Raw genomic sequence first — 18822 nt, 5'->3', positions numbered from 1 at the left:
GCGGTTGTGGAGAAAGGCCGCAGGCTCTGGCGAGGTGCGCCTGCGAGGATTAGGTTGCCCGCCATGCCGCTCCATATCCTCAAGCTCTGCGTCGGCGCCGAATCGATCAGCGATCTCGAAGCGTGGATCGCCGAGCGACAGGCGCAGCGCCGCGCCCGCGGCGAACCGGCGGAGCAACTGCACACCACCCGCATGGTGCCGAAGCGGATCGAGGAGATCATCTCCGGCGGCTCGCTCTACTGGGTGATCAAGGGGCAGGTCTCGGCGCGCCAGCGCCTGATCGACATCCGCCCCTTCACCGATGGCGAAGGCATCGGCCGCTGTCACCTGGTGATGGAACCGGTGGTGGTGCCGGTCGAGCCGCGCCCGTTCCGTCCGTTCCAGGGCTGGCGTTATATGCAGGACAAGGATGCGCCCCGCGATATCGACGGCCGCAGCGGCGATCTCGGTGTGATGCCCGAGCAGATGCGGCGGGAGTTGGCGGAGCTGGGGCTGCTTTAGCCTGTGGTTGCCGGCCTGCCGCCGGCCGCTCGTGGATGATGCGCTCCCCAAGCAAGCCCTGACCGTAACCGCATGGGAGGCACCGCAAAAGCGCGTCCGGTTTCAGGGCCTGTTGTGTGGCCATGGGTGCCGTGTCACCACTTCGTCGGAGGGGTGGGTTCGCGCCCGGGGCGGCAGGGGGGCAACATGGTCGAGACGATAAAGCTTGGCGGCATGGTGCTGGAATTCCTCCACAGCAAGGAGGATACGGCGGGCAGTCTCGACATGTTCAAGATGACGGTGCTGCCAAATGCCCGAATGCCGGTTCCTCATTACCATGAGAGCTGGGAAGAGACGGTGTACGGCCTCAGCGGCACGCTGACTTTCCAGGTGGGCGACGAGGATATTGCCGTCGGACCTGGCCAATCGGTCTTCATTCAGCGCGGTGTGGTCCACGGCTTCAGGAATGACACTCAGGAGCCGGCGACCTGCTTGTCGGTCCTGACGCCGGGAGTGCTCGGTCCGGGCTATTTCAGGGAGGTGGCGGCGCTCATCTCGGCGGGCGCGCCGCCTGATCCGGCGAAAATCAAGGACATCATGCTGCGCTACGGGCTCGTGCCGGTCGCTCCTGGCGCCTCGACAAAGGGATAGATCTCACACCCCGATATTGTCGATCAGCCGCGTCGCGCCGATCCGTGCCGCGATCAGCAGGCGGATCGGGCCGTCGGCGCGCGAGGTCACCGGCGCAAGTGTCTCAGCGTGGCGGGCTTCGAGATAGTCGAGCTCGAAGCCGGCGGTGATGATCTCGGTCTGGGCCTCGGCGACCGCCTGGAACAGCGGGTCGTCGTTGCGGATGCGGGCGGCGAGGGCCTGCATCACCTTGTGCAGCGTCGGAGCCAGGGCGCGCTCCTGCGCCGAGAGGTAGCGGTTGCGTGAGGACATTGCGAGGCCGTCGGCCTCACGGAAAGTCGCGAGCGGCACGATCTTTATGCCGAGGTCGAGATCGCCAGCCATCCGCGTCACCACCTTGAGCTGCTGGTAGTCCTTCTCGCCGAAGACCGCGAGATCGGCTTGAGACTGGGTGAAGAGCTTGCAGCAAACCGTTGCCACGCCTTCGAAATGCGTCGGTCGGAAGCGATCGTCCAGGCCGACCGCCGCCGGGCCGAGCAGCAGCACGCGGCTGGCGAAGCCGGGCGGATACATCTCCTCGACCGCTGGAAAGTAGATCGCATCGGCACTGACCGCTTCCAGCTGGGCGCGGTCGCTGTCGAAGGTGCGCGGGTATTTCTTGAAGTCCTCGTGTGGGGCGAACTGCGTCGGGTTGACGAAGATTGAGACGATGACGCGCCGAGCGTGTTTCTGCGCCTCGGTGACGAGCGCGACATGGCCCTCGTGCAGCGCGCCCATGGTCGGCACCAGCGCGACCTTCTCGCCTGCGGCGTGCCAGGCCGCGACGGCCTCGCGCATCGCCTTGACCGTCTCGAAAACCGCGACCTGCGACATCTCGTTCTCCTCCAACCTGCCGGACGGGTAGCAAATGCCGGCGGCGCGGCCAATATCTTCGGCATGAGCGAATCCCGGCAGACGGCATGACACGCGAAGACGGCAAGGCGGTGGGCAAGGTGGGCGAGACGCGCCCGGCCGAGAGTGCTGCGCACTCGAAGCCCGGGGAGATCGACCGTTTCCTCACTGCGGCAAAGCAGCTCGCACCGCTGGCGACCGGGCAGGCCGGGCGGCTCGTCTTCGCGCTCGATGCGACGATGAGCCGGCAGCCGAGCTGGGATCTCGCCTGTTCGCTGCAGGGGCAGATGTTCGAGGTCGCGGCCCGGACCGGCGGGCTGGCGGTGCAGCTCATCTATTTCCGCGGCTTCGACGAATGCCGCGCCTCCGGCTGGCTCGGCGAGCCGCAGCGCCTGACCGGGCTGATGAACAAGATCGACTGCCGCGGCGGGCAGACGCAGATCGGGCGCGTGCTCAAGCATATCCGCGACGAGGAGCGGCAGGTGCCGATCCGTGCCTTCGTGTATGTCGGCGATGCGATGGAGGAGGATGTCGACCGGCTCTGCGCGCTCGGCGGCGAGCTCGGTCTGCGCGGCGTCAAGGGCTTCATGTTTCAGGAAGGCTCAGATCCCGACGCCAGCGCAGCCTTTGCCGAGATCGCGCGCCTGACCGGCGGCGCCCATGCGCGCTTCGACGTCAATGCGCCGAATTCCCTGCTCGATCTGCTGCGCGGGGCTGCCGCCTATGCCAGCGGCGGGCGCGAGGCGCTCCTGAAGCTGGCCGGGCAGAATGCCGCGGCGCAGAGGCTGCTCACGGCGATGGAGGGCCGTAAATCGTGACGCTGCTCTATGGCATCGCCACCCTGATCCTGATCTGGTGGCTGGCCAAGTTCTTCGCAGGGGCCGATCCGAAGAAGCTGGTCAAGCTCGGCAAGATCGTCGGCGGCACGCTTTCGCTCGGCGTCGCGGCGCTGCTGATGCTGCGCGGCCGGGCCGACATGGCGATCTTCCTCGGCGGGCTCGGAGCGTGGCTGCTCGGCTGGAGCGCCTATGGTCCCGGCGGGCTCAAGATGCCGGAATGGGCGAAGGATTGGGGCGGCACCGGCTCGGCCGGGCGCTCGAAGGTCGCCTCGGTCCTGCTCGACATGGAGCTCGACCATGACAGCGGCGGCATCAGGGGCAAGGTGCTGGGCGGCGCTTTCGCCGGACGCGATCTCGACGATCTCACGCCCGGGGAGCTCGGTGCGCTGCTGCGCGAATGCCTCGCCGGTGATCCCGACGGGGCGCGCCTGCTAGAGGCTTATCTCGACCGCCGGGCGCCCGGATGGCGTGAAGACGCTGATGGTCACCGCGACGCGGGGCAGCGCGGCCCGGCGCGCACGGGCGCGATGACGAACGAGGAGGCCTACGAGATCCTGGGGCTTCAGCCGGGGGCGGGCCAGGAGGCGATCCGCGAGGCCCATCGGGGCCTGATGAAGCGTATCCATCCGGATGCCGGCGGCACCAGCGGGCTTGCCGCTCGGGTCAACCAGGCCAAGGATACCTTGCTGAAAAAGCATGGCTGATCTCCTTTCCCAATCGGTCAGCTGCGGGTGGCGAAGCAGGAGAAGCCGCCGCGCTTGAGCTGGGCGCAGGCCTTCTCGGCGTCCTTGGACTCCTCGAAACCGGCGAAGCGGGCGCGGAACAGCGTGGCGCCGCCCTTCTCGACCTTCTCGGTGAAGGGCGAGGCGTCTGCGAGCGAGCCGGAGGCCTTGGCACGGGCCCGGGCCAGGATGTCCTTGGCCTTGGCCTCGTCGTCGGTGGCGCCGAGCTGGATCACCCATTTCGAGGCGATCGCGGTCTTCTCGGCCGGCTTGATCTCAGGCGCCTTGGCTTCAGGCGCCTTGGCGAGATGCGCCACCTTGACCGGAGCCGGTGCCGGTGCCGGCTCGGGCAGGCGGGCCTCGATCTTCTTCGGCATGGGCTGGGCCTCCTCCCTGGCCGCCGGCTCGGCGAGCTTGGCGATCGAGGAGGTGGTGTCGACATTCGCCGGCGGACGCAGGACCTTGCCTTCGGCCGGTGCGGCGCCGATCGACCAGCGCATGGCGGATGGCGTCGTGGTCGCGGTGACCGGGCGCATGTTGGAGAGGGCGAGCGCCTGGGCGCTGCCGCTGAGGGCACGCGGCGGGGCGATCTGCGCGGTCGTCGTCGACGCGGCATAGGCGCGGGCGGCGGGCGGCACGTCGGGCTCGGCGCGCGGACGCGGCACCGGCATCGGCGCGGGTGCCGGGGCAGGCTCAGGCGCCTGGGCGACGAGCGCCGGGCGAGCCGGCGGCTCGGGAATCGGAGCCGGGGCGGGCGCGCGGTAACGCTCCTGCTGCGGTTCGGAGGCCTCGGCAATCATCGGGGCGCTGCGGCCGCCGGTGCTGGCGCGCGGCAGGCTGGCGAGGACGAGATCGGACATGATCTTGTCGCGCGACGCGCCGGAGCGGCCGCCGAGCACGATCGAGACGATCTGGCGGCCTTCGGCCTTGGCGGACGTCATCAGGTTGAAGCCGGAGGCGCGGGTGTAGCCGGTCTTGATGCCGTCGACGCCCTCGATGCGGCCGAGCAGGCGGTTGTGCCCGCGGATCGTGCGGGAGCCGTACTGGAATGAGCGCATCTGGAAGAGCGGGAAGTAGCGCGGAAAGCGCTCCTGGATCGCCCGCGCCAGGATGGTGAGATCGCGCGCCGTCGTGATGTTCGGCGGCGAGTTCGGCAGGCCGTGCGGGTTGTAGAAGCGCGTCGAATCCATGCCGAGCGAGCGCGCCTTGCGCGTCATCTGCTCGGCGAAGGCTTCTTCCGAACCGGCGATGTTCTCGGCGACCACGACGGAGGAGTCGTTGGCCGAGAGGGTGATCATGCTCTTGATCGCGTCCTCGACCTCGATGGTCGAACCGGCGCGCAGGCCGAGCTTGGTCGGCGGCTGCGAGGCGGCATAGGCCGAGACTTTGAGCTCCGAATTCATGCCGAAGCGGCCGCGCTCCATCTGCTCGAACAGCATGTAGAGCGTCATCACCTTGGTGAGCGAGGCCGGGATGCGCGGCGCATCCTCGTTGACGGCGTGCAGGGTGCGGCCGGTCTTGGCGTCGACGACCATCGCCGCATAGGGCGGGGCGTAGCCGCCCGAGACATGGCGCCGCTTCTTGCGCGCCGCCTCGGCAGGCGAAACCGTCGCGGTCAGCACGACGGCAGCAGCACTCACCAACCCGATGAACGCAAGCCAGCGTCCGCGTCGGGACCCAACGCAACCAGAAGCCATGCAACTCGCCTCAACTCAAACCCACCCGTCCGTCGCAGGCTTTGCAGCGTGGCGCGAAGGACACAGGAGATGAGGTTAGGTGGATGCGGTTACGGAGGAGTTAAGCGAAAAAAATCCAGCATTGAAGCTGTCCGGTTGCAAACCGTTGCCGATGCACGCTGGGGGGCTCTGCGCTTGGTGCATTGCAGCGCGATCTTGACTTTTATGTTGCGGTGCACAATATCAGGGTCGTCCCGGTGATGAACCCTTCATCTGACCTTGGGGACACGGAACCCGGGCCGTTAGGCTCGTCAGCAGAGGCGGCGCCCGCGAGCGTCGGAGGAACAATGATCCAGCAGTTCGAGACCATCCAGAAGGCTTCCAAAGAGAACGTCGATGCGGCCCTGAAGGCTTTCGGCGCCACCTCGAAGGGCGTGCAGGCTCTCGCCGTCGAGGCAACCGATTACGCCAAGAAGTCGTTCGAGGCCGGCACGGCCACGATCGAGAAGCTCTCCGGCGTCAAGACGCTCGACAAGGCGATCGAGATCCAGACCGACTACGTCAAGACCGCTTTCGAGGGCTATGTCGCCCAGGTCACCAAGATCGGCGAGCTCTATGCCGCGATCGCCAAGGACGCCTACAAGCCGTTCGAGGGCATCGTCGCCAAGGCCGTCCCGACCCCGGCCAAGTGATTTCAGAGCGGCCGGCTTCGCCCGGCTGCAGCTGATCACCTGAGAATTTCAAGAAGCCCGGCCTCGGCCGGGCTTCTTTGCGTTTACGGGCCGAATCCCGGGATCACCGTCGCGGCAATGCTGTTGCAACTGGCAGGCGGCTGCCTGCGCTCGTCGCCATTCGCCGGATGGCGGCGAGGTGAGCCAGGAGCCGCAATGAGCCGTTCGACGATTGCTATGGACGCATCGACCGCCGCGGGGCCGCCGCCGGCGAGCGAGTTCCGCGAGCCACCGCGGGAGGCCTGGTACTGCGTCAGGAGCACCGGCAGCCTGGCGCCCGGCGCGATGGCGAGCGTGACCGTTCTCGGCGAGCAGTTCGTGATCGGCCGCACCAAGCTGGGTGAACTCTTCGCCCTGCGCGACCGCTGCCCGCATCGCGGCGCCCCCTTGTCCGAGGGGCGATTCGACGGCGTCGCGATCACCTGCCCCTTCCATGGCTGGCGCTTCGGGGCCGATGGCCGCTGCCGGGCGATGCCGACGCTGGTCGAGGGCGACGTCACCGATCCCGGCCAAGTCAAGGTCGGCGACTTCCCGATTCGCGAGAGCGACGGCATCATCTGGCTCTATCCGGGCGCGCGGCCCGAGCATGCGCCGCCGGTGCCGGCGTTGACGCTGACAGGCCCGTCGCGCTGTCGCGTCGCGGTCTCGGTGCTGGTCGAGGCCTCCTACGATCTCAGCGTGCTCAGCCTGATCGACCCGGGTCATGTCGGCTACGTCCATAATTCCTGGTGGTGGCGGCCGAACGCGACGGCGCAGGAAAAGGTCAAGGACTTCGAGCCGCTGCCGTTCGGCTTCCGGATGAAGGCGCACAAGGCGGCGGCGAATTCGCGCGGCTATCGCCTGCTGGGGCGGCCGCAGACGGAGGTCGACTTCCTGCTGCCGGGCCAGCGGATCGAGCGCATCCGCATGGGCGAGCGCTCGATCGTCAACGCGACCTTCGCCACGCCGATCGATGGCGGGCGGACGCTGCTCACCAATGTACTGCTCTCGGACCTGCCGCAGCTCATGCCGCTTGCGCCGGTGATCAGGTGGGCGGCGCGCGCCTTCCTGCGCCAGGACCAGCACATCCTCGAACTCGCCCAGCAGGGGCTCGAGCGCAAGCCGACCATGCTGCTGCTCGGGCAGGCCGACCGGCTGGCGCAATGGTATTTCCGCTTGAAGCGCGACTATGCGACGGCTCGGCGCGACGGACAGGCTTTCACCAATGTGCTGACTCCCGAACGGCTGCGCTGGCGCACCTGAAATCGCTCGCAGCGCCGCAAGACCCTGAGAAACCCGGCTATTCCTGGCCGGGCTTTTATTCGTCCGGTTCAAAAATGACGGTTCGCTGTGGCCTGCCGCCGCAACGGGCTGGCGGAGCAGGGGAGACGTCTGTAAATTCGTGAGCGAAGCACTATCTTGAGGTCAGCCTTCGGGACGGACACCTTGAGCCAAGCAGCCAGTACGCCGATCGATCAGGACCTGCCAGCCGGCGCGCAGCCGCGCGGGAACGCGTCTTCGTTTGCGCCGCGTCTGGCTTCGAAGCCGCGGGCGCCGTCCGGCCCGACCGATAGCGACCGCACCGGGGCCGGCACCGCCGTCCTGACCCGCACCAGGACGCGCAAACCCAACCTCTACCGCGTGCTGATCCTCAACGACGACTACACGCCGATGGAGTTCGTGGTGCATGTGCTGGAGCGGTTCTTCAACAAGGACCGGTCCGAAGCGACACGCATCATGATGCACGTCCATCAGAACGGCGTCGGCGAATGCGGCGTCTTCACCTACGAGGTCGCCGAGACCAAGGTCACCCTGGTGATGGACCTCGCCCGCAAGCACATGCATCCGCTGCAATGCGTGATGGAGAAAAAGTAGCTTTGAACACCATCAATCTTTCGAAACTGGACTGGGAGCGCTGACCTTGCCGAGCTTCTCGCGCAGCCTCGAACAGGCGCTTCATCGGGCCCTCGCGCTCGCCAATGAACGCCACCATGAATATGCGACGCTGGAGCATCTGCTGCTCGCGCTGGTCGATGACCAGGACGCGGCCGCAGTGATGCGCGCCTGCAGCGTCGATCTCGACACGCTGCGCCGCAACCTCGTCGATTACATCGACGCGGAGCTGACCAACCTCGTCACCGACGGGCGCGACGATTCCAAGCCGACCGCCGGCTTCCAGCGCGTGATCCAGCGCGCGGTGATCCATGTCCAGTCGTCCGGCCGCGAGGAGGTGACCGGGGCAAACGTGCTCGTGGCGATGTTCGCCGAGCGCGAGAGCCACGCCGCCTACTTCCTGCAGGAGCAGGACATGACCCGCTACGACGCGGTCAACTACATCAGCCACGGCATCGCCAAGCGCCCCGGCTCCAGCGAGAGCCGGCCCGTGCGCGGCGCCGAGGAGGAGGCCGAGCAGCAGCGCGAGCAGCGCAGCGAGCAGACCAATGACGGCGACAAGGACAAGAAGAAAAAGGAAAGCGCGCTCGACGCTTACTGCGTCAACCTCAACCGCAAGGCGCGGGATGGGCGCATCGATCCGCTGATCGGCCGCGAGCCCGAGGTGCAGCGCACGATCCAGATTCTCTGCCGCCGGCAGAAGAACAATCCGCTGCTGGTCGGCGACCCCGGCGTCGGCAAGACCGCGATTGCCGAGGGCCTGGCGCTCAAGATCGTGCGCGGCGAGGTGCCCGAGGTGCTGGAGGACGCGACCGTCTTCTCGCTCGACATGGGCACGCTGCTCGCCGGCACGCGCTATCGCGGCGATTTCGAGGAACGCCTCAAGCAGGTGATGAAGGAGATCGAGGCCCACCCCAAGGCGATCATGTTCATCGACGAGATCCATACGGTGATCGGCGCCGGCGCGACCTCGGGCGGCGCCATGGACGCCTCGAACCTGCTGAAGCCGGCACTCGCCTCGGGCGGGCTGCGCTGCATCGGCTCGACCACCTACAAGGAATACCGCCAGTATTTCGAGAAGGACCGGGCGCTGGTGCGACGCTTCCAGAAGATCGACGTCAACGAGCCGTCGGTTCCGGACACGATCGAGATCCTCAAGGGGCTGAAGCCCTATTTCGAGGAGTTCCACAAGCTGCGCTACACCAACGACGCCATCAAGGCGGCGGTGGAGCTGTCGGCGCGCTACATCCATGACCGCAAGCTGCCGGACAAGGCGATCGACGTGATCGACGAGACCGGCGCCTCGCAGATGCTGGTGACCGAGGCCAAGCGCAAGAAGACCATCGGCGTCAAGGAGATCGAGGCGGCGGTTGCGACGATGGCGCGCATTCCGGCCAAGACCGTCTCCAAGGACGATGCCGAGGTGCTGCGCAATCTCGAGACCACGCTGAAGCGCACCGTCTACGGCCAGGAGAAGGCGATCGAGGCGCTGTCCTCCTCGATCAAGCTGGCCCGCGCCGGCCTGCGCGACGGCGAGAAGCCAATAGGCTGCTACCTTTTCGCCGGCCCGACCGGCGTCGGCAAGACCGAGGTCGCGCGCCAGCTCGCGTCCTCGCTCGGCGTCGAGCTCGTGCGCTTCGACATGTCGGAGTACATGGAGCGCCATACCGTCTCGCGGCTGATCGGCGCGCCTCCGGGCTATGTCGGCTTCGACCAGGGCGGCCTCTTGACCGACCAGATCGACCAGCATCCGCACTGCGTGCTGCTGCTCGACGAGATCGAGAAGGCCCATCCCGACCTGTTCAACATCCTCCTGCAGGTGATGGACCACGGCAAGCTGACCGACAACAACGGCAAGCAGGTCGATTTCAGGAACGTCATCCTGATCATGACGACCAATGCCGGAGCCGCCGACATGGCCAGGAACGCCTATGGCTTCACCCGCCAGAAGCGCGAGGGCGACGACACCGAGGCGATCAACAAGCTGTTCGCGCCGGAATTCCGCAACCGGCTCGATTCGGTGATCTCCTTCGGCCACCTGCCGAAGACCGTGGTCGCCCGCGTCGTCGACAAGTTCGTGCTGCAGCTCGAGGCGCAGCTCGCCGATCGCAACGTCACCATCGAGCTCTCGGACGAGGCGCGCGAATGGCTGGTCGAGAACGGCTATGACGAGGCGATGGGGGCCCGGCCGATGGCCCGCTTGATCCAGCAGACGATCAAGACGCCGCTGGCCGACGAGGTGCTGTTCGGCCGGCTGAAGAATGGCGGCGCGGTCAAGGTGGTGGTGATCCAGTCCGAGACCGGCATCAAGGTGCTCGGCCTCGAATTCCCCGACGGGCCGGTGAAGCCCAAGCCGGAGAAGGACGTCGCTGCCGCGGCCGAGAAACGGACGCGCAAGCCGCGGGCGAAAACGCCGGGCAAGGCCAAGGCTGCCTCGTCCGGCAGCGCCAAGCGCGGTCCGAAGCCGGATGCGCCGGTCGAGCCGCCGAAGGCGCGCAGCGTGCGTACCGTCCCGAAGGTTCCGTTGACCAAGGCCTGATCGGTGTTTTTCAAGCGCAAGTCCGAAAGTGTCTGGGCGCAGGAGGGAGAGGTCGCCGCAGAGGCGGCAGCTCCCGCGCCCAAGGAAAAGCTCGGCTGGTTCGAGAAGCGAGCGCGCCGGCGGCGTCGGCGCATCGTCTTCGAGGAAGTGCTGGGCTGGATTCTCGTGCCGGCCTTCCTCTATCTGCTCTATCTCGGCTATCGCGCCGTCGGTGGCATACCGAAGGAAGCCGTGGACTTCTTCCAGGAGCTGATCGGGCTCGCGATGAAGAGCGTCTGATCCGACTTGCGTCCGACGCAAAGCGGGCGCGCGAACCGGTGGCTGTCATGCGACAGCCGTAATGCGCTTAAACGAAAGGGCTCGCAGCCGCTGCGGGCCTTTTTCGTGTCTGTCGGTCCAATGATTCGATCCTCAAACCACCCGACCTTCAGTTGTCGCAGAGCTCTCCGGCGCAGAATTGTGCTGACAGTCATCGAATGGCGCAGAGCTAGGGTGGCATGACCGAAGTAGCGTCCAATCATTGGCTGCGACCATGGGGGCGCGGCTTTCGTGATGCGGTGATGCTGCCGGCCTGGGTGGTCGGGCTCTCGCTGATGGGGGTCGGCACGCTGGCGCGCGACGTCGGCTATCCCGTGGAGGTGGCCGTGCTCTCGACCATCCTGGTCTGGGCCGGCCCGTCGCAGGTGCTGTTCTTCGCCTCGGTCGCCGCCGGCGCGGCCTGGAGCGCGATCGCGCTTGCCATCGGCTTTGCTTCCTTGCGCTTCCTGCCGATGACGGTGGCTTTGCTGCCGCTGCTCCGCCGGCCGGGGCAAAGCATGGCGCAGCAGATGCTGATCGCCCATTGTGTCGCGGTCACGTCCTGGGTCGAGGCGCTGCGACGGCTGCCGAACATTCCGTCCGAGCAGCGCGTGCCCTATTTTTTCGGCTTCGCCAATGCGCTGATCGTCGTCAGCGCGTTCACCACTTTCGTCGGCTTCCAGCTTGCCGGCGTGGTGCCGGCGCCGGTCGCGGCCGGGTTGCTCTGCCTGACGCCGATCTTCTTCCTGTCCTCGATGGTCGCTGGTATCCGCGGACTTGGCGATACGATCGCGATCAGTCTCGGTCTCGCCCTTGCGCCGCTGGCTGGCTGGGCGATCGGCGGCGGCTTCGACCTGATCGCCAGCGGCCTCGTCGGCGGCAGCGTCGCTTTTCTCGTCCAGCGTTGGCGCATGACGCGGGGGAGCGCCGGATGACGCAGCCGATCGCGTTCCTCGATGGGCCGTGGTGGCCCTATCTCGCGCTTGTCCTGTTCGCGGTGCTGCCGACCGAGATCTGGCGCTGGCTCGCGGTCGTCTTCGCGCGGCGGCTCGACGAGAACTCGCCCTGGCTCGAATGGGTGAGGCTGGTCGCGATGGCGCTGCTCGCCGGGGTCGTCGCCAAGCTGGTGCTGGCGGCGCCCGGCGCGCTCGCCGCCGTGCCGCTCACGGTCAGGCTGGCGGCGCTCGCCGTCGCGGTCGCGGTCGTGCTCGCCTTCCGGCGCAAGGTGATGCTGGCGGTGCTGGCCGGCGAGGCGGTGCTGATCGGCGGCGCCGTGTGGCTGAGCTGAAGGCCGAGCCCTGCTCCAGGGCCTCTCCATATGAAAACCGGCGCCGAGAGGGCGCCGGTTCGATGATGCGTCGAGATCCGCGGCAGCTCTCATGCCGTCCGCGGTGCGAAGCTCGGGCGGATCGACTGACCGACAGCCGGCTGCGTCTTGTACCATTGCGTCACCGCCTCGACGCGGCGGGTGTGGCGCGGATAATGCGAGACGATCTTCAGGAAGAAGCCGGCGATGCCGGGCACCATCTGCTCCTGCTTCTGGAAGGCGTCGGGGTTCATCTGGGCGTTCAGCTTGGCGCTGCCGCAGGCCAGCATCTGCAGGCCGGTGCGGGCGGCCTGCAGATCGCGGGCGACGAGCGCGCCGATCCGGTCGCAGGTCAATTCGCGGCCGCGGGAGTAGGCGGCGCCGAGGAACGGGATGATATGGCCGGGGAAGCGCAGATAGCTCCAGGGCTCGTCGAGATGGCCGGCGACGTGGTGGCCGAGCTCATGGCCGATGACGAAGCGGACCTGCTCGTCATTGTCGGCGTCGAGCAGGGCCGAGGTCAGCCAGATATAGCGCTGCCGGCCGACGAGGCGCAGCGCCATCGCGTTCAGGACGCCGCTGGAGTTGTAGACGAAGGTCTGCGGGATCTCGCGTAGCCCGAGCGCGCGGGCGCCATCCTCGATCATGCGGTGGATGTGCGGGAACTGGTCGGGGCCGACCATGACGAAATGGCCGACCATGTAGGCGCGGGTGAGGGCGCGCGCCCAATAGGAGACCAGCCAGAAGATGCCGAAATAGAAGAGCAGCACGAGCCCGTGCCAGATCGAGCCACTCAACAGGGCGACGGCAATGACACCGAGCAGGACGGCCCAGATTGCGATTCCGACGGCGAGCATGATGCTGCCGTAAAGCTTTTCTTTTGGGTGCTTAACTTGAGAAATATCAAAATTCATTGCGCAAGGCTCCTGAGCAGATGCAAATCAGCTGGCCGGGTTGCCTTGTTCACATTTGAGCCATAATCGCCGCACGAGCGCGAACGGGGTAGGGCGTTGGGAGGACCTAGTCCGCCGTCAGCGAGATGTGCCGAAGCTTGTCCGGATTGCGCACGACGTAGATCGCGTGGACGCGTCCGTCGCGGATGTCGAGGGCCGTCGCCTGCAGGGTCTCGCCGCGTTCGAGGCTGAGATAGCCCGGCATGCCGTTGATCATCACCGGCCTGAACAGGGTCGTCGTCTTGTGGCGATGGGCGACCTTGCTGGCGATGCCGGCGAAGAAGCGCAGGACGCGGTCGATGCCGTAAAGCGAGTTGATAATCGACAGCACCTTGCCGCCGCCGTCGCTGTGGAAGGCGATGTCCTGCGCGAGCAGGGTCTGCAGGTCGCTGGTGTCGGCCTTGTGGGCGGCCTTGAAGAAGGCCTCGACGAAGCGTTTGGCCTCGGCGGGCTCGACCTTGTTGCGCGGCGGCATGTCGATGCGGACATGCTCCCGGGCGCGCTTGGCGAGCTGGCGGCAGGCGCTCTCGCTGCGGTCGATGGTGCGGGCGATCTCGGCGAAGTCGAGGTCGAAGATGTCATGCAGCAGAAAGGCGGCGCGCTCGAGCGGCGTCAGCCGTTCGAGCGCCAGCATCAGCGCGATCGGGGCGTCTAGCTGGGTGTCGAGATCGGATTCGGCCGCGCCGATCTCCTCGACCAAAGGCTCGGGCAGCCAGGCCCCGACATAGAATTCGCGCTTGCTGCGGGCTGATTTCATCTGGTCGAGGCAGAGGCGCGTGACGGTGCGGGCGAGATAGGCGCGCGGCGCCTCGATCTCGCCCTGCGGGACATCGCGCCAGCGCAGCCAGGCCTCCTGGACGATATCCTCGGCATCGCTGACCGAGCCGAGCATGCGATAGGCGAGGCGGGTCAGGAAATGGCGATGCGTCTCGAAGATGTCATCCGGGGCGGCCATGGGACGCGTCTCAGGCGGCGGTTGCGTCGGACTTGGCCGGCCGGTCGTGGGGATGGGCCGAGCGGAAGCCGATCGATATCCGATTCCAGCTGTTGATTGTGCCGATCAGCAAGGTGAGCTTCACCACCTCCTCCGGACTGAACTGGCTGACGACCTCGTCATAGGCCTCGTCTGGCGCATGGCTCTGCGAGATCAGCGTCAGCGCATCGGTCCAGGCGAGGGCGGCGCGCTCGCGGGGGGTATAGAGCACCGACTCGTGCCAGGCGTCGAGCAGGAACAGGCGGGCCGGGCTCTCGCCCTCCTTGATCGCATCGGCCGAGTGCATGTGCAGGCAATAAGCGCAGCCATTGATCTGCGAGGCCCGCATCTTCACGAGATGGATCAGGCTGTGCTCGAGGCCGCTCTCCTTGATCGAGGCTTCGAGCGCGATCATCGGCTTCATGGTGTCGGGGGCGGTGACGTAGGGGTTGAGACGCTTGCTCATGACGGGGGCTTTCGTGTTGGGCGTTCCGGCCCGGCGCGCTCGCACCGGGCTACTGGCAACGAGGTTGAACTCAGGCGGCGGCCGGCTCGCGGCGACGATCGTTCGGATGCCGGGTGCGGAAGCCGCAATTCAGCCGGTTCCAGAGGTTGATCATGCCAATGGCGACCGAGAGGTCGACGCAGTCTTTCTCGCTGAAATGCTCACGCAATTCGGCAAAGGCCGCGTCGCTCGGGCTGCGGTCGGCGACGTGGGTCAGTTCCTCGGTCCAGCGCAAAGCGGCGCGCTCGCGCGGGGTATAGAGCTCGGACTCTTCCCAGGCGCTGAGCAGGTTGATGCGAGCTTCGCTCTCGCCGGCCTTGCGGGCGTCGGCGATGTGCATGTGCAGGCAATAGGCGCAGCGGTTGATCTGCGAGGCCCGGATCTTCACCAGCTCCTGCAGGCTGTGTTCCAGCTGGGTCTGGTTCACGTACTCCTGCAGGCCGAGCATGGCCTTGTAGGCGTCGGGGGCGGTCTGGAAGGCATTGAGGCGCTGGGTCATCGTTCTCTCCATCGGGTGGTGATGAAGACAAGACGAGACGGCCAGCGCCCACGTGACATGCCTCTCAGATATTTTTCAGCGCTGCGCGAATTTTTTCTGCGGCAGCCGCCAGGTCCTCGGGCTTGGCCATCTCGCTGGCTGGCGGCTTCATCGCGACGCCGTCATGGCGCGGGATCACATGGACGTGCAGGTGGAAGACGACCTGGCCGCCGGCGCTCTCGTTGAACTGCTGCACGGTGATGCCGTCGGCGCCGAAGGCTTTCATCTGCGCCCGTGCGATCCGCTGGGCGATTGTCGCGACATAGCCGAGATCGCCGGCGTCGATGTCGAGGAGGTTGCGGGCCGGATTCTTCGGGATCACCAACGTGTGGCCGGGCGCGCGCGGCATGATGTCGAGGAAGGCGAGCGCCCGGTCGTCCTCATAGACGCGATGGGCCGGCAATTCGCCGCGCAGGATCTTGGCAAAAATGTTGTTTGGATCATAGGCGGTCATCGGCGCGTGTCCCGGTGGTTCGAAGAGATAGTTCAGATGTCGCCAGCCTTGCGGAAGGGGCTCTCCTGCGCAAGCGCAGCCACTGCAGAGGCGATCTCACGGCGCTCGTCCGGCAGGTAGGCGGCGACGGCACGGGCAAGGCCGGGATCGGCGAGGAGATGAGCCGAACGGGTGATCACCGGGCGATAGCCGCGGGCGAGCTTGTGCTCGCCCTGGGCGCCGGCTTCGACGCGGATCAGCTTGTGCGCGATCGCATAGTCGATGGCCTGGTGATAGCAGAGCTCGAAATGCAGGAAGGGATGGTCCTCGATGCAGCCCCAGTTGCGGCCGTACAGCGTGTTGCCGCCACGAAAATTGATGGCGCCGGCAATGTTGCGGCCGGCGCGGCGGGCGAGCATCAGCACGACGCGCTCGCCCATGCGCTCACCGATCTCCGAGAAGAAGCGGCGGTTGAGATAGGGCCGGCCCCATTTGCGCGAGCCGGTGTCCTCGTAGAACGCGTGGAAATCATCCCAGACGCTTTCGGTCAAATCCGAGCCCGAGAGCACCGCGACCTCGATCCCGGCAGAGAGGGCCTCGCGCCGCTCGCGCTTCAGCGCCTTGCGCTTGCGCGAGGCCAGCGTGCCAAGGAAGTCGTCATAGCTGCCGAAGCCCTGGTTCTGCCAATGGAACTGGATGTCGTGACGCTCGAGGAAGCCCGCCTCCAGCAGCGTCGCCATGTCCGGCTCCTGCGCGAAGGTGACGTGGATCGAGGAACCGCGGACCTGCTCGCGAAGTGCGTCGAGCCCGGCGATCAGGGCTTCGCGCGCTTCGCCGGCGTGCGGCCCTTCGGCGACGAGCAGGCGCGGGCCGGTTGCGGGGGTGAAGGGAGCTGCGACCTGGACCTTCGGATAGTAGCGCCCGCCGGCGCGCATATAGGCCTCGGCCCAGCTATGGTCGAAGACATATTCGCCCTGGCTATGGCCCTTCACGAAGGACGGCGCAGCGGCGATCAGGCGGTCGTCGGCGTCCTCGACCAGGAGATAGGCCGGCGACCAGCCGGTGCGGCCGCCGACGCAGCCGCTCTCTTCCAAAGCGCGCAGAAAAGCGTGCGAAACGAAAGGGTTGTCCGGGTCTGCTTGAGAGATTGATTCCGCTTGCTCGGAGACCGATTCAAGCGGCCGGCCAGCGCCCGGATTGGCGCAGGCGTCCCAGTCTGCGGCCGGGACGCTTTTCAGCGAGGTGGCAACGCGGACCCTGAGAGTTTCGCGTGTGCCGGTTTCGCTCAAGGCAAAAAGCCCTCGAAGACCATCTGGTCGGCATGCTCGGCCGCACGCGCGCGATCTTCCGGCGTGCGCACTGTCCAGCTCATCAGCGGCAGGCCCAGTGCCTTGCGGCAAAGGAAGGGCGCGGCGCTCGGCAGGTCGGCGACCTTCCAGGAGACGAAGTCCGGCCGGCTCTCCTCGAAATGCAGGAGGTTGGCGAGCGCATGCTTCTGCCCAGGCGAAAGGCGGACATAGTCGCCATAGTCGTATTCGTTCATCGCGACGATGCCGCGGGCGAAGCCGGGCGCGAGCTCGCGCAAGGCCGCGACGATCACGGGATCGAAGGATTTCAGCACGATCGGCTGGCCCTTGTGGCCGGCGAGGATCTCAGCGGTGCGCTTCGCCAAGCGCAGATCGCCGTCAAAGCGGCTCTTGATCTCGATCACCAGTGGCGTCTGGCCGCCGATGGCATCGAGGAAGGCGGTGAGCGTCGGGATGCGGTCGCTCGCGCCCTTCAGCCCGATCTGCGCGAGTTCTGCTGCCTTCCGCGCATCGACGCGGCCACTCTCGGCGGTGAGGCGGTCGAGGACGAAGTCGTGGAAGACGAGAGCCTCCTCATCGGCGCTGAGCTGGACGTCGCATTCGATGGCGAAGTTGCCGGCGATGGCGCCGGCGGCCGCCGAGAGCGAGTTCTCGATGATGCCGCCGGCGACATCGTGCAGGCCACGATGCGCGATCGGGCGGGCGGTGAGCCAGGCCTGCGCTGCCATCAGGCGATCTCGAACATGGCTTCGACCTCGACGGCGGCGTCGGCCGGCAGGTTGGCGACGCCGATGGTCGAGCGGGCATGGCGGCCGGCATCGCCGAGCACCTCGACCATGAAGTCGGAGGCACCGTTCATGATCGCCGGCAGGGCAGCAAAATGCGGGGTGGCGTTGATGAAGCCGCCGAGGCGCACGCAGCGCCGGATCCGGCCGAGATCGCCGCCGAGCGCCGCCTTCGCCTGGGCGAGCACGTTGATGGCGCAGAGCTTGGCCGCCTCGAGCCCGGCCTCGTTGAAGATTTCGGCGCCGAGCTTGCCCTTGTGAGCCTCGGAGAGCTTGCCGTCGAGGCCGAAGCAGAGCTGGCCGGAGATGATCAGCAGATCGCCGGTGATCACATAGGGCACGTAGTTCGCGACCGGCGCGGCCGGGGCGGGCAGGGTGATGCCGAGGGCGGCGAGCTTGGTGTCGATGGCGTTCATGATGAGAGGCTCCCGGCCTGTGCTGGACAGGAGCCTTTCATCGCCGATGGCAGGCCGGGTCGCAAGCACGACGCGGCTTGGCCGATGCGCCTGCCGAGCAGGGCAGGTCAGGCGGCGTCCGAACGCTTCGCCAGATAGCGCTCGGCAGGCCGGTTGCGCGAGAGATTGGGGCCGAGAGCCAGCCGCGCCGCGCTGTAGCGCTCGAAGTCGGCGGGATCCGGCAGCGAGGGAATGGTGACGAGCTCGCCCTGGTCGAAGCCGGCCAGCGCTGCATCGACCATATCGTCGACCTCCATCACCATCTCGGGCGGGAAGCCGTCGACATCGACGCCGGCCCGGGCCCAGATCTCGGTGCGGGTCGCTCCCGGCAATACGGCCTGGACGCGGACGCCGGCTGCCTCGAGTTCCCTTTGCAGCGAGAGGCTGAGGTTCAGCATATAGGCCTTGGTGCCACTGTAGCTGCCGTTGAACAGCTCCGGCGCCAGCGCCAGCACCGAGGCGATGTTGACGATCGCACCCTGCTTGCGGGTCACGAAGTTGCGAGCCGCAGCGGCCGCGAGCCGGGTCGGGGCGATGACGTTGAGCTCGATCATGGCCTGGAAGCGGTCGATGTCGCCTTCGACCAGCGTGCCGGAGACGGACATGCCGGCATTGTTGACCAGCAGGGTCAGGCTCTGGTCCTCGCGCAGGCGCCGCTCGACCTCGGCGAGCTCCGCCTTCGCCGTCAGATCAGCCTTGAGCCATTCGACCTTGCGGCCGGTCTCGCGCCGGAGGCGGTCGGCGAGCACTTCGAGGCGCGCCGTATCGCGGGCGACGAGGACGAGGTCATAGCCACGGCGGGCCAATCTGTCGGCGTAGACGGCGCCGATGCCGGTCGAGGCGCCGGTGATGAGGGCGGTGCCGAGCTGCTGCGTAGCCATGTCCATCTC

The 18822-nt window shown here is 66.9% G+C and carries 22 protein-coding genes; 11 read left to right on the top strand and 11 right to left on the bottom strand.

The window, feature by feature from the left end:
* The first annotated feature begins 63 nt into the window (after window positions 1-63).
* Window positions 64-501: a DUF1489 family protein gene (locus ASE66_RS28595; protein WP_057193117.1), complete on the top strand. Its 438-nt coding sequence runs from the start codon at window positions 64-66 to the stop codon at window positions 499-501.
* 186 nt (window positions 502-687) lie between these two features.
* The gene (locus tag ASE66_RS28590; RefSeq protein WP_057193115.1) at window positions 688-1131 is read left to right on the top strand and encodes a cupin domain-containing protein; all 444 of its coding nucleotides are present in this window, start codon (window positions 688-690) and stop codon (window positions 1129-1131) included.
* A 3-nt stretch (window positions 1132-1134) separates the two neighbouring features.
* Here the strand turns inward: ASE66_RS28590 and panC are convergent, their stop codons facing one another.
* Window positions 1135-1983, bottom strand: a complete 849-nt coding sequence (panC, locus tag ASE66_RS28585) for a pantoate--beta-alanine ligase (RefSeq protein ID WP_057193113.1) — start codon at window positions 1981-1983, stop codon at window positions 1135-1137.
* An 86-nt stretch (window positions 1984-2069) separates the two neighbouring features.
* On the opposite strand from panC, the gene ASE66_RS28580 reads away from it, so the two are divergent.
* Both ASE66_RS28580 and ASE66_RS28575 read left to right on the top strand, forming a co-directional pair.
* The gene (locus ASE66_RS28580; RefSeq protein WP_057193111.1) at window positions 2070-2819 is read left to right on the top strand and encodes a hypothetical protein; all 750 of its coding nucleotides are present in this window, start codon (window positions 2070-2072) and stop codon (window positions 2817-2819) included.
* Window positions 2816-3544: a DnaJ domain-containing protein gene (locus tag ASE66_RS28575; protein ID WP_320409791.1), complete on the top strand. Its 729-nt coding sequence runs from the start codon at window positions 2816-2818 to the stop codon at window positions 3542-3544. The genes ASE66_RS28580 and ASE66_RS28575 overlap by 4 nt, the downstream gene beginning before the upstream one ends.
* A gap of 17 nt (window positions 3545-3561) precedes the next feature.
* On the opposite strand, the gene ASE66_RS28570 is transcribed toward ASE66_RS28575, so the two are convergent.
* Entirely contained in the window at window positions 3562-5202 is a 1641-nt protein-coding gene (locus ASE66_RS28570; RefSeq protein ID WP_413814296.1) for an SPOR domain-containing protein, read from the bottom strand.
* 383 nt (window positions 5203-5585) lie between these two features.
* On the opposite strand from ASE66_RS28570, the gene ASE66_RS28565 reads away from it, so the two are divergent.
* From ASE66_RS28565 to ASE66_RS28535, 7 genes are all read left to right on the top strand, one after another.
* On the top strand, window positions 5586-5930 hold the full coding sequence (locus ASE66_RS28565; RefSeq protein WP_057193105.1) for a phasin family protein: 345 nt from the start codon (window positions 5586-5588) through the stop codon (window positions 5928-5930).
* A 195-nt stretch (window positions 5931-6125) separates the two neighbouring features.
* Window positions 6126-7211 carry an aromatic ring-hydroxylating oxygenase subunit alpha gene (locus ASE66_RS28560; protein WP_057193102.1) on the top strand — a complete coding sequence of 362 codons (1086 nt, stop codon included), beginning with the start codon at window positions 6126-6128 and terminating at the stop codon, window positions 7209-7211.
* Between the two features lie 270 nt (window positions 7212-7481).
* Complete coding sequence (gene clpS / locus ASE66_RS28555) at window positions 7482-7823, top strand: ATP-dependent Clp protease adapter ClpS (RefSeq protein ID WP_244495103.1); 342 nt, start codon at window positions 7482-7484, stop codon at window positions 7821-7823.
* Between the two features lie 46 nt (window positions 7824-7869).
* On the top strand, window positions 7870-10380 hold the full coding sequence (gene clpA / locus ASE66_RS28550; RefSeq protein ID WP_057193100.1) for an ATP-dependent Clp protease ATP-binding subunit ClpA: 2511 nt from the start codon (window positions 7870-7872) through the stop codon (window positions 10378-10380).
* A gap of 3 nt (window positions 10381-10383) precedes the next feature.
* The gene (locus tag ASE66_RS28545; protein WP_057193097.1) at window positions 10384-10659 is read left to right on the top strand and encodes a hypothetical protein; all 276 of its coding nucleotides are present in this window, start codon (window positions 10384-10386) and stop codon (window positions 10657-10659) included.
* Window positions 10660-10877: 218 nt separating this feature from the next.
* On the top strand, window positions 10878-11612 hold the full coding sequence (locus ASE66_RS28540) for an AzlC family ABC transporter permease (protein ID WP_082613784.1): 735 nt from the start codon (window positions 10878-10880) through the stop codon (window positions 11610-11612).
* Complete coding sequence (locus ASE66_RS28535; RefSeq protein ID WP_057193093.1) at window positions 11609-11965, top strand: AzlD domain-containing protein; 357 nt, start codon at window positions 11609-11611, stop codon at window positions 11963-11965. Before ASE66_RS28540 ends, ASE66_RS28535 begins: the two co-directional genes overlap by 4 nt.
* Window positions 11966-12054: 89 nt before the next feature.
* Here ASE66_RS28535 and ASE66_RS28530 read toward each other — a convergent pair whose 3' ends face one another.
* From ASE66_RS28530 to ASE66_RS28490, 9 genes are all read right to left on the bottom strand, one after another.
* The gene (locus ASE66_RS28530) at window positions 12055-12840 is read right to left on the bottom strand and encodes a M48 family metallopeptidase (protein ID WP_057193092.1); all 786 of its coding nucleotides are present in this window, start codon (window positions 12838-12840) and stop codon (window positions 12055-12057) included.
* Between the two features lie 163 nt (window positions 12841-13003).
* Window positions 13004-13891, bottom strand: coding sequence for a sigma-70 family RNA polymerase sigma factor (locus ASE66_RS28525; protein WP_057193090.1), 888 nt, complete (start codon window positions 13889-13891; stop codon window positions 13004-13006).
* A 10-nt stretch (window positions 13892-13901) separates the two neighbouring features.
* Window positions 13902-14375 carry a carboxymuconolactone decarboxylase family protein gene (locus tag ASE66_RS28520; protein WP_057193089.1) on the bottom strand — a complete coding sequence of 158 codons (474 nt, stop codon included), beginning with the start codon at window positions 14373-14375 and terminating at the stop codon, window positions 13902-13904.
* A 70-nt stretch (window positions 14376-14445) separates the two neighbouring features.
* Window positions 14446-14913 (bottom strand): carboxymuconolactone decarboxylase family protein, encoded by a 468-nt coding sequence (locus ASE66_RS28515; protein WP_057193087.1) that lies wholly within the window; start codon window positions 14911-14913, stop codon window positions 14446-14448.
* Window positions 14914-14977: 64 nt separating this feature from the next.
* Complete coding sequence (locus ASE66_RS28510; protein WP_057193085.1) at window positions 14978-15406, bottom strand: HIT family protein; 429 nt, start codon at window positions 15404-15406, stop codon at window positions 14978-14980.
* Window positions 15407-15438: 32 nt separating this feature from the next.
* Complete coding sequence (locus tag ASE66_RS28505; RefSeq protein WP_057193083.1) at window positions 15439-16674, bottom strand: GNAT family N-acetyltransferase; 1236 nt, start codon at window positions 16672-16674, stop codon at window positions 15439-15441.
* Window positions 16671-17420: a glycerophosphodiester phosphodiesterase family protein gene (locus ASE66_RS28500; RefSeq protein WP_057193081.1), complete on the bottom strand. Its 750-nt coding sequence runs from the start codon at window positions 17418-17420 to the stop codon at window positions 16671-16673. The genes ASE66_RS28505 and ASE66_RS28500 overlap by 4 nt, the downstream gene beginning before the upstream one ends.
* A complete protein-coding gene (locus tag ASE66_RS28495) occupies window positions 17420-17893 on the bottom strand; it encodes a RidA family protein (protein ID WP_057193079.1) in 474 nt (157 codons plus the stop codon). The genes ASE66_RS28500 and ASE66_RS28495 overlap by 1 nt, the downstream gene beginning before the upstream one ends.
* Before the next feature lie 107 nt (window positions 17894-18000).
* Entirely contained in the window at window positions 18001-18813 is an 813-nt protein-coding gene (locus ASE66_RS28490) for an SDR family NAD(P)-dependent oxidoreductase (RefSeq protein ID WP_057193484.1), read from the bottom strand.
* Window positions 18814-18822 lie beyond the last annotated feature (9 nt).

The sequence above is a fragment of the Allobosea sp. Root483D1 genome (assembly GCF_001429505.1).
In the GTDB taxonomy this organism is placed as follows: domain Bacteria; phylum Pseudomonadota; class Alphaproteobacteria; order Rhizobiales; family Beijerinckiaceae; genus Allobosea.
The sequence above is the reverse complement of the archived record's forward strand: the minus strand, read 5'-3'. Positions and strand labels throughout refer to the sequence as shown.